Origin of the sequence: Variovorax atrisoli 110B, assembly GCF_000382045.1 — a bacterium.
GTDB lineage: Bacteria > Pseudomonadota > Gammaproteobacteria > Burkholderiales > Burkholderiaceae_C > Variovorax > Variovorax atrisoli.
In genome coordinates this window covers 30,132-44,070 of record NZ_KB907468.1, presented here as the reverse complement: position 1 = coordinate 44,070, position 13,939 = coordinate 30,132, and the positions used below count along the sequence as shown (strand labels likewise).

Genomic DNA, 13,939 nt, shown 5'->3' with positions numbered 1-13,939 from the left:
GGGAGACTCGCATTACCCCCGGTACGAAGCTTCAGATATTCGCCTTACATCGAATTTTCCGGTTTATCAAGCCTCGAACAGGGGCTGCGGTTTCGAGGTTCGAAGGTGCAAGGTCTCGGGTAGGAAGCACCGGAGGTATGCAACTGTTGCCCTGACCGACTCGGCGAATGTCTCATCGTCGATTCGTCCGTGCGCCGAGTAGGCACCCGACCACAATGCATCGCTGAACTCGGCGGCATAGCCGTAGTAGCGATCAAGATGCGGGATGTCGGGCATTATGAAAACAGCGTGCATGTATTCGACGGCCTTTTGCCCCAGCGAGAAGTTGGTTTTAAGGTTCGTCAAACGAGTTTGCCTGTGCATGGTCGGCCCGAGCATGACTTCCGACATGGGCCGGCTGCTGTTCAGCGCGTCGCGAGCCTCCTTCATGCTCGCGTATATCCATTCCTGCCAGCTGGGATTCCTTTGAGCAATTAAAGGAGCCGAGCTCTCGATCACCCGCTCCGTGAGCTTGTCGTTATGCAGTCGATGCAACTCGAGATGCACTGCCGTGATCGTGCTGAAAAGATAATGCACGGACGCTGGTGCGATGCCGGATTGCTTCGCAATATCGTAGAGACTGAGATCCTCGATATTGGATCTTTCCAGTAGCTCCTCTGCAGCCTTGATGATCGCCAGGTAGCGCGCCTTGCTCCGCTCCTGCGTTGGAACGCGAGGCGTTCTGCTGGTTTCAGGGGTACGACCTTTGCGGTGGGACGCCTTCGGGCGCACAGATGGCGTCGTGCTTGTGTCCGGAATTTCGTCGGTCATTTCGTTGGAACCTTATTTTTCGCGTGACTCGAAGAGATAGTGGTCGACGCGCTAGGCGGTGGGGCTAATTGTGCTTCAGAGCACGTTGCGCTGCACGTAAGCCTCCTCGTACGCCGGACTCCATATGAACGCCGTCGTAATCGTTGCCTGCGAACGAAATCCCGCTCAGTGCTTCGACATTTCTCTTGAATTCGAGGATCTTACCGTGCTGGCCGGGGGAGAGGCGCGCTATTCCCCAATGGTGCCGCTGGACGCGAGCCTCCTCTACCCATCCGGAAATCCCTGGAAAGAAGACTTCGATCTCGTTCAATGCCTGCTGGATAACTTCACTGTCAGGCTTACCAATCAGTTCCGCCGACCTGGGGAAGCTGGACCATGCAGAGATGATCGCCTTGCCGCTCGTCACCAAGTGAGGGGTCTTCACCGTATGGTTGAGTGCCATGTTGAAGGCAACATCGCGAAATGCATGTCCGACGTAAACGAACGCCTCGGTCGGGAGGGGGCGGTCAAGAAAGAAATAGACCAGAACAAAAGGGGAGTTCGGGAATTCAGAGAAAAATCTTTGTTCCGCGGCCAGATCATCCGGAATTATTTCTGCTGCGCGATTCATCGGGGTAGTCAAAATCACATGGCCTGCCTTTAGCGCTTTCCCATCTTCCAGAAGTACCCCTTCAGTGTTGCCCTTGTTCGTCAGGATTTTTTTTGCGCCAACGCCATATCGAACATCGAGTTTTCTTGCCAGATGTTCTGCAATGGAAACGTTGCCGTGGCGTAGCGTCATTACCTTCGTGGTGGCGACCAGCTTCATCAAATTCAGCAAAAAATAGAAATTCGTGAATTCTGGTGTCGTGTTTGACATAGCGTGTGCCGAAGGGCGCAAAACATAGTCTCGAAATTCGTCGCCCGCCCAACTGAATGCTTCGGCAGCGGTCGCGTTGTCATAGGCCGGGATATCGACCGACGATTCGAACAGGTCGAACTTCTTCGACAACATGAGATATCGTGTGACGAACCAAGCTAGGTCTCGTGTGCCTCGTGGACCCATCAATTTGGCCAGGCCCAGATTCCCCTGGGGATAGCAAAGAGCACCTTGTCGATTCAAATGGCCGGCCTGATGGTTCAACTGCGGCATGAGATCACCAGCGAGGCCTTCGGCGCGGATGAGCCCGAGCATGTCCCGGTAGTTCGAATGAATTCCTTGGCCGCCTGCCTCCGCTGCGTCGCCGTTTCGTTCGATTCTCACCAGCCTGCCACCTGGCCGCTCTGACGCTTCGACGACGATGACCTTCTTGCCTGCATTCTGAAGGGTGATGGCTGCAGTCAGACCCGTGATGCCGGCGCCAATGACGATGTTCGTGTTGCTCATGTCTTTGCTTGCTTGGTGAATGGAGCGCGCCCGCGCGCAACATCAGTCTAACCTAAACTTGATTAACATCGAATAAATGCTACAGTGACGCCATTCGAGGATCACTCGATGGTGGCGCCGGTCGCGCCCTACTTTTCACTCACAGGAGTTCTCTGATGGCCAAGAATGAGATCCGGCTCACTGAGGATCGGTTTGCCTCGCCCTCTGGGGCGAGCATCTTCTACAGGGACTTCGTGCCTCTCACTTGCGCTTTGGCCGTTCCGCTCTTGTGCCTGCACGGTTTCATGCGCAATTCACGCGATTTCGAGGAGTTGGGGCCCGCGCTTGCTGAATCGGGCGTGCGAGTGATCGCTCCGGACCTGCGGGGCAGGGGGTTTTCCACGCGCTACGCAGGCGTCAAGGAGTACCACTTTGACCTTCTCGTGCAGGACGTCTGGAGTCTCCTTGACCACCTCGGCGTCCACCGTGTCGCGGTTCTCGGCACTGCTTTGGGGGGGCTCATAGGTCTGAACATGGCGGGAGAGGCTCCTGCGCGAGTGCGCGGGCTTGTCCTCAATGACATCGGCGCAGAGATCGGTTCGGCATCTGTGAAAAGATCCGCCGGACACGCGGAAGATGCAGACTACAGCTTCGATGTCGCATTGGCGCGGGTGAAGGACCACTTCAGTGCCCAGTACCCGGATCTGGAAGGAGAACAATGGGTCAAGCTGATGCTTCGAGCCTATCGCGAGATGACGCCCGGGAGGTACGCCCGTGACTTCGATCTGCTCGTTCTCGCAGACGCTGCACGGATGGGTCGGGAGAGTCCAGATGCATGGGACGCGTACCTCGCAACGCGCGGGGTGCCCATCGCGCTGCTGCGCGGCGAGCATTCCGACTTTCTGACGGCCGACACGGTCGAGCGCATGCTCAAAAGCCACCCCGACACGGTGCTCACGACAGTGAAGGGGCGCGGCCACCCGCCGCTTCTCGACGAACCCGAATCTCTCGAAGCCATTCGTGCGCTGCTTCGGAAGGCATCCACGGACGTGTGATGCCTCTGGGACATGGGTTGACGGCTTCCTCCAATCCGTAAACCGGGGCAAGCCCGCACCGCTCTCGATCCGGGACCTCCTCCGGTGCGGCTTCCCGCGGGTGGCCTACCGCTCCAAACACCTATCAGTGCCTCAAGAAAAAGGAAGATCCATGAACGAGTCTGTTCAATCTGACGTGCAACGTCTCGTTTCCGCCGAAGAGTGGCAACTTCGAGTCGATCTCGCGGCTTGCTATCGTCTGGTCGCTCTGCATGGCTGGAGCGATCTGGTCTTTACCCACATCAGCGTACGCATTCCAGGACCGGGGCATCATTTCCTGATCAACCCCTACGGACTGATGTTCGAGGAGATCACGGCGTCGAACCTGATCAAGGTGGACCAGAACTGTAAGAAGATCATCGACTCGCCGTATCCGGTGAATCCCGCCGGCTTCGTGATTCACAGCGCGGTGCACGCCGTGCGTGAGGACATCCGGTGCGTCCTTCACACACATACGCGCTCGGGCATTGCTGTCAGTGCGCAGAAGAACGGCATCTTGCCCATCAGCCAGCAGGCGACCTTCGTGCTCTCGTCCCTCGCCTATCACGAATACGAAGGCGTCGCGATTCACGACGACGAGAAGACACGTCTGCAAGCGGACCTGGGAAACGCGAACTTTCTCGTGTTGCGCAACCATGGTCTTTTGACCTGTGGAAGGACCATCGCCGATGCCTTCCTCGCGATTTACACGTTCGAGACGACCTGCCAGATCCAGATCGCGGCTCAATCGGGAGGAAGTGAACTCGTCCACGTAGACCCCAAGATCATCGCGGGAGTGGCTCACGCAACCAAGGTGCAAACCGGAGGGAAGGCGGGGGAGTTCGTTTGGCCATCGCTCCTGCGTAAGCTCGATCGGCTTGATCCAAGCTACTCTGCCTGAAGGAGTGCGATCTTGGCATCGACTGTCACCGTTCTTGGCGCGGGCTCGATCGGCGCCTTTGTCGGCGGAGCATTGCTAAGCGCCGGCGCCGACGTTCATCTCATCGGTCGCAGCGCCATGGGGCAACGGATCTCGAAGCATGGCTTGCATGTCTCCGATCTCCACGGCTGGGACGTTTCCATTCCTGCCGACGCCGTTCGATTCTCAGTTCGCGTCGAAGGCCTCCCGCCGAGCGATTTCTTGATCGTCGCGGTGAAGAGCGCCGACACGGAAGGCGTGCTGCCGGACATCCGGCGTCTCGCGAAGCCAGGCTCGATCGTGGCGAGCTTCCAGAACGGAGTCGACAATGTTCAGAAGCTTCGAAGCGCGCTGCCAAACCACATCGTGCTGGGAGCAATGGTTCCCTTCAATGTCGTGCAGCTTCCTGACGGCCGCTTTCATCGCGCGACACTTGGCGAACTGATGGCGGAAGGCCACGAGGCATGGCATCCCTGGCTTTCGCTGTTCTCGGATGCGCGGCTCCCGTTAGCGCTCAGAACCGATTTTGACGAGGTCCAATGGGGAAAGCTCCTCCTCAATCTCAACAACCCGATCAACGCTTTGTCGGGCGAGCCGCTGCGCGTGCAGCTTTCGACCCGTGGCTACCGACGCGTGTTGGCCGTACTCGTCGAGGAGGCATTGATGGCGCTCGATGCTGCTTCGATCGAGCCAGCGGCGGTCGGCGGACTTCCGTGCGACCAAATCCCAGCCCTGCTCCGCCTGGAAGATCAGGAGTATCTGTCCATGGTCCCGGCGATCTCTGCCATGGACCCCCAGGCGAGGTCGTCGATGTGGGAGGACCTGGAAGCAGGTAGGCCGACTGAAGTCGACCATCTGAATGGCGCAGTGGTTCGCCTCGCGGCGCGGCACGGAGGCACAGCGGAAACGAACATGGCGATATGCGAACTGATACACGCCGCTGAAAAGGGAGGTGATCGGCGTATGTCGCCCGACGCCTTGCTCCGGGCCCTCAGCCTGGAATAGTCCTCCACGTCTTTGCTGGGGCAGCGCTCCCTGACCGCCATCCGGATGGAACCACCCAACCCGACTCCACCGAGGACACACTTGCTACATCGAAGCCGATCCCACTGGTTCCATTCCGCAGAGCCCTACGCGCCCAGTGCACCCTTGGAGGGTGTTCTCGAGGTGGATGTTTGCGTGGTGGGTGGTGGCGTTACCGGCGTCTCGACGGCATATCACCTGAAAGAGATGGATCCGCACGTCTCTGTCGCTTTGCTCGAGAGCGAGGTGGTGGGATTCGGTGCGAGCGGACGCAATGCGGGACAGTTGATCGTCGCGTTCGGCGAGAGCGACTTCAAGGCGCAGATGAGACGCCACGGCGCAGCGAAATTGCGAGAGGCCTATACCTACATCCATGAAGGTATATCGACGATCGAAGCTCTGATCGATGAGCACGACATCGACTGCGACTATGAGCAGACAGGCTACTTCGAGATGGGACTCAGAGCCGACGACAGTACAACGCTTGACGAGTACCTGGCGTTTTGCCGAGAGATCGGCCAGGAATCGTTTCTCGAGCAGATCTCGGAGGCCCAGGTGGCGCGTTCCTTTCAAAGCCCACACTTTGGCCGAGCCGTTTTCGATCGGCGCGGTGGTCAGTTCAATCCACTGAAGTACCTGAGAGCGCTAAAGCTCGTCGCCCAGAGGTTGGGGGTGCAGGTTCACGAGAACAGTCCTGTGGTGTGCATCGAGCGCGAACCAAGCTGCATCCGCCTGCAGACCGGAAGCGGCACCTTGCGCTGCCAGAAGCTCGTCGTCGCCACGAACGCATATTCCCACCTTCTTCCCGGGCTTGAAGATCTGGGAATGGTTCGATCTCAGTCGCCGGTATTTGTCTACGCCAACGTGACCGAACCCCTGTCAGAGCCGCACTGGAGGGCCCTGAACTGGCCGCGCAGAGCGGGCGTCAACCTCATGTCGAAGCTGTTCTATTCTTTTGCCCCGACCCGCGACGGTCGGCTGCTTTACGTTGGCGGCTACTACGCGAGGGTTCCGCAGGGCAATGACATGTCGCTGGACATCAGCAGCAACTTCCTCAGAGAGGGGCCTCGTCATCTGACATCCTTTTTCCCCGCCCTCTCTGACCTCAGGACTGCTCAGAGCTGGGGAGGGCCGATCTCGACAACGCGGGACTTTGTTCCACATGTGGGCTTGCTTGCCGATGGTCGGATCGGGTACGCAAATGGATGTTGGGGTCACGGGATGCCACTGGGCACCAGGAATGGAAGGACTCTTGCCCGGCTCATGCTCGATCGCCAGGCACCGGATGCGGAGTCCTGGCTCGTGACGCGCAACAAGATCGATTGGCCCAGTCGGATGATTGTGTCGCCGTTGGTTCGCAGCCTGAGTGCCGCCGTGCGCCGCGATATCCGAAAGATCGGACGGAAGATGCAGCCGCGACTCATCTTCGAAAAGTAGGTGTGCGTATGAATGCCGATGCAATGTCGACCTGTTGAACGAGAAGTTCGAGTGAACCTTTATGCCTGGATCGCTGGGAATCAGATCCAAGAAGGCTGGGGTCAAGAACCTGTCTCGCAGCACCTGCGGCAACGTCCCAGACCCTGATCGCGCGCAGCCGCGCGAACCATCGGATGAGGCGCTACCGCGCGCCATCGAAAACGTCGTGATCGGAGAGGATGTGCGCGCCGGCCGACTGGTCGAGGTCATGCCGTGTTATCACATACCGCCCGTCGACATCCTGGCGATCTATGCTAGCCGTCGGCATCTCAGCGCGAAGGTGCGGGTGATGGTCGACTTCCTGGTCGATGCTCTTCAGGATTCGCCGCTGGTGAAGGGCGAGGCGGCGGTGGTGGACAAAGAGCCGGTCGGAAAGCCCTCGGCGCTTGCGCCTTCAAGTGGCGGATAGCGCAGTCCACACAACAGCCAGCTCACCCGAACCTCGGCTCCTGCAGCGCGAGCTCGCGGCGCACGGCCTGCGCCAGGCCGAGCAGCGACGGTCCGAGGTCCTGCGCGATGGTGTGGATCGACTCCTGCGTCGAAAGGCTGACGTTCAACGCGTAGATGGTGCCTTCCACCTCCAGCGGTGTGGCCAGCGCAACCACCTCTGGCTGCCAGGCCGCGGCGCAGAAGCCTCGCGTGCGGACGTCGGCGCACGCTTTCCTGATCTCGGACTCGATGGCTTTCCACTTGAGGCGCCGTCGTGAAAGAAGCTGCATGAGCTGGGTCCGGTGCCGCGGCGTGAGCGCGGCCAGGTATGCGCGTCCCAGCGAGGTGAGCTCCATCGGCACCCGCTGGCCGGAGACCACATGCCGAAGCGCAGCGCGCTTCGCATAGCGGATGGATTCGAGGTAGACCATCTCGTCGCGGTCGGGCGCCGCCAGTCCCACGTTGATACGTTGCCGCCGCGCCAGTTCAAGCATGTGCGGGGCCGCGGCCTGCAGGATGCGCGACGCGGTTCGCATCGCATGAGAAAGACTAAGGACCCCGGGAGCCAACCGGTAGGCGCGCTCGGCCTTGTCGAGTTGCAGCATGCCGCTGCCGACTAGCGTCTGTGCGAGCCTGCTCACTGTGGCTTTGGAGAGGCCCGTTCGCTCTGCCAGTTCGCCATTGCCCAGCAACTCCGACCCGGGACGAAATGCGCGAAGGATCTCTATACCCCGTTCCAGCGAACGATTGGCAGGGGATCGACCGGGCTTGTGGTCGAGGAAAAAGCGGGCTTGATCGGGCATGGGCATGGGTGCGGAGGTCTTGCGGGTGATGAATCATCATAGGCAAATTCCATTCAATGGAATTGGTATCCCCTGATTCGATCACTTTCTCCTAAAGTTGATGCGCCCCTATGCGATGTAGCCAAGAACGTTCGCGATCGCGGGGATTCATTACTTGGTTCTGGAGACAAACAGATCATGGCTGCTCAAGGCTTGCGCGGGATGCGCGCGCTCTTCCTTTTCTTTCTCGGTTTCATGGCCTTCGGGGCGGTGTTCGCCGCCTACCCCGACAAGCCCATCCGCTTCGTCGTGCCGTTCGCTCCGGGCGGGGGCACCGACATCATCGCCCGCACTTTGGGCGTCGAAATGTCCAAGGATCTCGGACAGCCGGTGATCGTCGACAACAAGCCCGGCGCCGGCACGCTGATCGGCACCGACAACGTGGCCAAGAGCGCGCCCGACGGCTACAGCGTGGTGGTCGCCTCGTTCGCCCATGCCGTCAATCCGGCGCTGCAGCCCAAGCTTCCGTACGGCAGCAACAAGGCCTTCGCGCCGGTCATCCTCATTGGGCGCGGCCCCAACGTGCTGGTGGTGCGTCCCGACAGCCCCTACAAGTCGGTGGCCGACCTAGTCGCCGCGGCCAAGGCCAACCCCGGCAAGCTGACCTTCGCGTCGCAGGGCGCGGGCACCTCCGCCCACCTGGCCGGCGAGATGTTTGCCAACCTCGCGAAGGTCAAGCTCTCGCACATTCCCTACCGCGGTGCCGGTCCGGCGTTGACCGACCTGCTCGGCGGCCAGGTCGACATGATGTTCGCCACCGCCGCGGCGGTCTCCACCTTCGTCGACAGCGGCAAGCTGCGCGCGCTCGGCGTGACCACGGCCGAGCCCTCCCCGGCGCTCAAGGGCGTGCCGGCCATCGCCGCCAGCGTGCCGGGCTATGTGGTGGAAAGCTGGTATGGCCTGTACGTGCCTGCCGGCACGCCCGCGCCCGTCATCGAGCGGCTCAACGCCGCGGCCCGCAAGGCGGCGCGCGCGCCCGACTTCGTTCGCAAGATCGAGCACGAAGGCCTCGTGATCAATGCCGGCCCGCCGGCCGAGCTCGACACCTACGTGCGGGCCGAGGAAGAGCGCTGGGCACGCGTCATCAAGGAAAACGGCATCAAGGCCGATTGAACGGCGGCCACCGGCCAGCCCCAGGAAGAAGAACATGACCTACACCCTCATCGACTATCAGGTGACGGACGCCATCGCGACCGTGACATTCAACCGCCCGGACAAGCGCAACGCCATGAGCGATGAGATGCGCACCGAATTCATCGACGTGCTGGAGCGCGTGACCGCCGACAAGGGCATCCAGGCGATGGTGCTCACCGGCGCGGGCAAGGGCTTCTGCGCGGGCGGCGACATCAGCGGCATGCAGAAGCGCATGAATGCACCGGCGGGAGAGGTCGGCTTCAACGGCTGGCACCGCCAGCAGCGTGTGCACCACGTGCAGGCCCTGTTGCACACCATGCCCAAGCCGGTGATCGCGGCCGTCAACGGCGCCGCCTCGGGACTGGGTGCGGACACCGCGATGGCGTGCGATTTCGTCATTGCCAGCGAGTGGGCCAGCTTCACCTGGAGCTATGTGCTGCGCGGCATCATTCCCGACGGCGGCGGCATGTACTTCCTTCCGCGCCGCGTGGGCCTTCCCAAGGCCAAGGAACTGATCTTCACCGGCCGCCAGGTCAAGGTGGAAGAGGCCCTCGCGCTGGGCATCGTCGATCGCAAGACCAGTGCCGAAACGCTGGTGGCCGACGCGCAGGCATGGGCGCGCGAGCTGTCGTCCGCGTCCTCCACCGCGCTGGCGCTGACGAAGACCATCCTCAACCAGAGCTTCGAGCTCTCCTCGCACGACGTGTTCGCGCAGGGCAGCCAGGCACAGGGCATCTGCTACACCAGCAGCGAGCACCGCGCGTCAGTGGAGGCCTTCCTGGCCAAGACGGCTTCGAAGGAGTGAGGCCATGAACGAAGTCATCTCTAGGCTGCTTTCCCCGCGCAGCGTCGCCGTCATCGGCGCCTCGGCCGATCCCAAGAAGACCACAGGCCGGCCGGTGGCCTACCTGCAGAAGCACGGCTTCGCGGGGCGCATCATGCCGGTGAACCCGAAGGTCGAGCGCATCGGCGAACTGCCGTGCTACCCCGACATCGCGTCGCTGCCCGAAGTGCCCGACGTCGCCGTCGTTCTGTTGGGCGCGGAGCGTGCCCACCTGGCCGTGAAGGAGCTCTCGCAGCGCGGGTGCGCCGCCGCCATCGTGCTGGCCAGCGGCTACACCGAGACCGGCGAGGAGGGCGCGCGGCGCCAGCAGCAGCTGGTGGAGGCGGCCGGCGCGATGCGCATCCTGGGGCCGAACACCATCGGGCTGGTCAATCTCACGGACAACATCGTCCTGTCGCCGTCCGGTGCGCTGGAGATGGACGAGTTCCAGGCCGGCGGCATCGGCGTGGTCTCGCAGAGCGGGGGCATCCTGGGCTCGCTGCTGTCGCGCGCCGCGGCGCGCGGCATCGGCTTGTCGAAGCTGATCTCCACCAGCAACGAGGTCGACCTGGAGCTGGCCGATTTCGTCGACCACCTCGCCGAAGATCCGGCCACCCAGGTGATCGCGCTCTACGTCGAGACCGTGCGCAACCCCGCCAGGTTCCGCGCTGCCTGTCTGAAGGCCGCGCGCATGGGCAAGCCGGTGGTGGCCTTCAAGATCGGCCGCTCGGAGGCGGGCGCGAAGGCCGCCGTGTCCCACACCGGCGCTATGGCGGGCGCCGACAGCATGTACGACGCGCTGTTCAGGCAGGTCGGCGTGATCCGCGCGCAGAGCTTTTCCGACCTGCTCGACATTCCTGCCGCGCTGGCCACGGGCCGCAAGCTGCGCGGCGCGCGCGTCGCGATCCTCACCTCCACCGGCGGTGCCGGCACGCTGGTGTCGGACGACCTGGGCGTGGCGGGCTTCGACACGCCTGCGCCCGACGAGGCCACTGCCGATGCGCTGCGCGCACTGCAGACCGGCAGCGAGGCCGTGCTGGACCGCAACCCCATCGACGTGACGCTCGCGGGCCTGCGCCCCGATTTGCTGCGCGGCGCCATCAATGCGCTGCTGGCGAGCCCGAGCTACGACGCGCTGGTGATCATCGTCGGCTCCTCCAGCCTGGCGATGCCCGAGCTGCTGGCCGGCGCCATCCAGGAATGCCTGCCCAATTCCGACAAGCCGGTGATGGCGTACGTGAGCCCGCACGCGCCCGAAGTGGGCGCACTGCTCACGCGGCGCGGCGTGCCGGCCTTCACCGCCGCCGAGAGCTGCACGGCCGCGCTGGCCGGCATGCTGCGCGTGCAGCGCTTCATGGCGCCTGCACAAGACGACGCGGCGCTGCCGCCGGTTGAGGCCGGCGACTTTCCCTCCGGCTCGCTCGACGAGGCACAGGCCAAGCATCTGTTCGCGCGCTTCGGCGTGCCCTGCGCCTCGGAACGCGTGGTCGCTTCGCCGGCCGAGGCCGAAGCCGCCGCGCGCGAGTTGGGCGGGCGCGTCGTGCTCAAGATCCTGTCGTCGCAGATCACGCACAAGAGCGACGTCGGCGGCGTCGCGGTCGGACTGGGTGCCGACACCATCGGCGAGCGCATCGGCCGCATGGCGAGCGAGGTGAAGAGCCGCACCGGCACGGATGTGCAGCGCTTCCTGGTGCAGGAGATGGTGGCGGGCGGCACGGAGCTGATCCTGGGCATGCACCGCGACGCACTGGGCACGGCCATCCTGCTGGGCATGGGCGGCGTGACGGCGGAGCTCTTCAAGGACACCACCATGCGACTGCTCGCGCAGGACGCACAGGGCCTGAAGCCGCTGAGCCGGGCCGAGGGGCTCTCCATGGCGCATGACCTGAAGACCTGGCCGCTGCTCGACGGCTTCCGTGGCCGGCCGAAGGCCGACGTCGAGGCGCTGGTCGACGCGATCGTCGCGTTCTCGGGTATGGCCGCCCGGCTCGGCGAGCGCCTGGTCGAGGCCGAGATCAACCCCGTCTTCGTGCTGCCGCAGGGGCAGGGCGTGCGCGCCGCCGATGGGGTGGTCGTGCTGGCCTGAGCGGCGCCCTCGATTGCACAACCGGCAAGGCAGGCGCCTTGCCGTTCCCCAGGCCGGAGCAGACGGCGCTCCGCATCTGAACCCAGACTGCCCGGCTCGAACAGAGGCAGCGAACAACAGGAGACATTCATGCATCTGCCTTCCGGGCACGATCCTTCACGCCGTGCGTTGCTGCGCTGGCTGCCCGTCGGTACGGCCTGCGCGGCCCTTCCATCGTGGGCCCAGGGCCAGGGCGCCGGGGGCGAGCTGGCCGCGCCGGCCTTGTCGAGCTACCGGTTCATCGTCGGCTTCGGCGCGGGCGGCGTACCCGATGCGGCCGCGCGCCTGATCGCCGCGACCATGTCAGAGCGCTGGAAGCTGCCGGCCATCGTCGAGAACAAGACCGGCGTGGGCGGCACGCTGGCGGCCAAGGCCGTGCTGGCGGCGCCGGCCGACGGCAGCACGCTGCTGAGCGTGTCGCCGGCCCACGCCACGGCGCCGGCCGTCTTCGCCAACCCCGGCTACGACACGCTGCGCGACTTCGCACCCGTCACCATGATCGGCGACGGGCCGGCGCTCGTCGTCGCGCCGAAGAACCTGCCGGCCGCGAACCTCGCCGAAATGCTCGCGCAGGCCAGGTCTCGCCCCGGCTCGATGAGCTATTCCTCGGCAGGCGTCGGCAGCAGCTCGCACTTCGCGGCCGCACTGCTGTGCCAGCAGGCCGGCATCGAGGGCGTGAACATCCCGTACAAGAGCGTGGGCGAAGCCATGACCGAAACCATCGCCGGACGCGTGCAGTTCCACATCGCGCCGTACCTCTCGGCGATGGGCATGGTGAGGGAGGGCAGGGTGCGCGCGCTCGCCGTGACGAGCCCTCGGCGCATCGCTGAGATGCCCGACGTGCCCACCACGGCCGAGGCCGGCGTTCCAGGCTACGAATGGAGCTTCTGGTACGGCCTGCTGGCTTCCGCCAGGACGCCGGCTGCGGTCGTGGCGCAGCTCAATAACGACATCACCGGCGTCCTGCGCCTGCCCCAGGTCAAGAAGCAGCTTGGGGCCATGGGAGTCAACGTGTCGGCGGGCACTTCCGCCGAGTTCGGGAAGCTGATCGAGGCCGAGGTGGCCAAGTACAGGCGCATCGCCAAGGCCGCAGGCATGGCGCCGCTGTGAGAGACACCATGAACCTTCTCGAACGCGCCGGGGGCCGCGCCATCCACTACGCCATCGACGGCACGCAGGGGCCCTGGCTCGTGATGTCGCACTCGCTGGGCTGCGACATCTCGATGTGGGACGCGCAGATGCCGGCACTGGTCGAGCGCTACCGCGTCCTGCGCTACGACACGCGCGGACACGGCCGCAGCGGCGCTGGCGACGGACCTTTCACCCTGGACACGCTGGCCGACGACGCGGCCGAGTTGATGGATAACCTGGGCATCGCGCAGGCTACCTGGATCGGTTTCTCCATGGGCGGAATGATCGGCCAGACCTTCGCGCCGAAGTACCCGCAGCGGGTGCAGGCGCTCGTGCTGGCCGACACCACCAGCGAGCACGGTGCCACGCCGCAGTCGGTGTGGGATGAACGCATCCGCATCGCGCGGGAGCAGGGCGTGCAGCCGCTGGTGCAGCCGGCCATCGATCGCTGGTTCACGGCGGACTTCAGGGCGAAGCGTCCCGACGTCGTCGAAGGCGTCGCCCGGGTCATCGCCTCCACCAGCGTCGATGGATGGACCGGCTGCTGCGCGGCCATCGCCGCCGTGCACACCACGAACGAACTGCACCGCATCGGTTGCCCGGCACTGGTGATCGTGGGTGAGCACGACATCGGCACGCCGCTGGCGGCGTCGCTCGAGATGCACCGGCACCTGCCCGAGTCGACGCTGGCGGTGATCGCCGATGCGGCGCACATGACCTGCATTGAGCAGCCCGGGCGCTTCAACCGCGTGCTGCGCATGTTCTTGGACAGTACTGTCGGTGCGGCGCCGGCGGCACAGGCGTAAGCC

At 63.7% G+C, this 13,939-nt stretch carries 12 protein-coding genes and 1 pseudogene; 10 read left to right on the top strand and 3 right to left on the bottom strand.

Annotation, left to right across the window (positions count from 1 at the left end):
• Positions 1-66 precede the first annotated feature (66 nt).
• Positions 67-810 (bottom strand): TetR/AcrR family transcriptional regulator, encoded by a 744-nt coding sequence (locus tag G369_RS0131990; protein WP_019658162.1) that lies wholly within the window; start codon positions 808-810, stop codon positions 67-69.
• Positions 811-874: 64 nt separating this feature from the next.
• Positions 875-2,176 (bottom strand): protoporphyrinogen/coproporphyrinogen oxidase, encoded by a 1,302-nt coding sequence (locus G369_RS0131985; protein WP_080647953.1) that lies wholly within the window; start codon positions 2,174-2,176, stop codon positions 875-877.
• Between the two features lie 155 nt (positions 2,177-2,331).
• On the opposite strand from G369_RS0131985, the gene G369_RS0131975 reads away from it, so the two are divergent.
• The 5 genes and pseudogenes from G369_RS0131975 to G369_RS0131955 form a co-directional block, all read left to right on the top strand.
• Positions 2,332-3,210 carry an alpha/beta fold hydrolase gene (locus G369_RS0131975; RefSeq protein WP_019658159.1) on the top strand — a complete coding sequence of 293 codons (879 nt, stop codon included), beginning with the start codon at positions 2,332-2,334 and terminating at the stop codon, positions 3,208-3,210.
• Between the two features lie 151 nt (positions 3,211-3,361).
• On the top strand, positions 3,362-4,129 hold the full coding sequence (locus G369_RS0131970) for a class II aldolase/adducin family protein (protein ID WP_019658158.1): 768 nt from the start codon (positions 3,362-3,364) through the stop codon (positions 4,127-4,129).
• 12 nt (positions 4,130-4,141) lie between these two features.
• Positions 4,142-5,152, top strand: coding sequence for a 2-dehydropantoate 2-reductase (locus tag G369_RS0131965; protein WP_019658157.1), 1,011 nt, complete (start codon positions 4,142-4,144; stop codon positions 5,150-5,152).
• Positions 5,153-5,197: 45 nt separating this feature from the next.
• The gene (locus G369_RS0131960) at positions 5,198-6,607 is read left to right on the top strand and encodes an NAD(P)/FAD-dependent oxidoreductase (RefSeq protein WP_279615615.1); all 1,410 of its coding nucleotides are present in this window, start codon (positions 5,198-5,200) and stop codon (positions 6,605-6,607) included.
• Positions 6,608-6,812: 205 nt separating this feature from the next.
• Positions 6,813-7,055, top strand: a pseudogene (locus tag G369_RS0131955) (hypothetical protein); the annotation flags it as partial.
• A gap of 22 nt (positions 7,056-7,077) precedes the next feature.
• Here the strand turns inward: G369_RS0131955 and G369_RS0131950 are convergent.
• Positions 7,078-7,884: an IclR family transcriptional regulator gene (locus G369_RS0131950; protein ID WP_019658153.1), complete on the bottom strand. Its 807-nt coding sequence runs from the start codon at positions 7,882-7,884 to the stop codon at positions 7,078-7,080.
• 195 nt (positions 7,885-8,079) lie between these two features.
• Between G369_RS0131950 and G369_RS0131945 the strand changes: the two genes are divergently transcribed.
• From G369_RS0131945 to pcaD, 5 genes are all read left to right on the top strand, one after another.
• Positions 8,080-9,030 carry a tripartite tricarboxylate transporter substrate binding protein gene (locus G369_RS0131945; protein ID WP_019658152.1) on the top strand — a complete coding sequence of 317 codons (951 nt, stop codon included), beginning with the start codon at positions 8,080-8,082 and terminating at the stop codon, positions 9,028-9,030.
• A 34-nt stretch (positions 9,031-9,064) separates the two neighbouring features.
• A complete protein-coding gene (locus tag G369_RS0131940) occupies positions 9,065-9,856 on the top strand; it encodes an enoyl-CoA hydratase/isomerase family protein (protein ID WP_019658151.1) in 792 nt (263 codons plus the stop codon).
• A 4-nt stretch (positions 9,857-9,860) separates the two neighbouring features.
• Complete coding sequence (locus G369_RS0131935) at positions 9,861-11,960, top strand: acetate--CoA ligase family protein (RefSeq protein WP_019658150.1); 2,100 nt, start codon at positions 9,861-9,863, stop codon at positions 11,958-11,960.
• A gap of 129 nt (positions 11,961-12,089) precedes the next feature.
• Positions 12,090-13,109 (top strand): tripartite tricarboxylate transporter substrate-binding protein, encoded by a 1,020-nt coding sequence (locus tag G369_RS36665; RefSeq protein WP_051127681.1) that lies wholly within the window; start codon positions 12,090-12,092, stop codon positions 13,107-13,109.
• A gap of 8 nt (positions 13,110-13,117) precedes the next feature.
• Positions 13,118-13,936, top strand: a complete 819-nt coding sequence (gene pcaD, locus G369_RS0131925; RefSeq protein ID WP_019658148.1) for a 3-oxoadipate enol-lactonase — start codon at positions 13,118-13,120, stop codon at positions 13,934-13,936.
• The last annotated feature ends 3 nt before the right edge of the window (positions 13,937-13,939 follow it).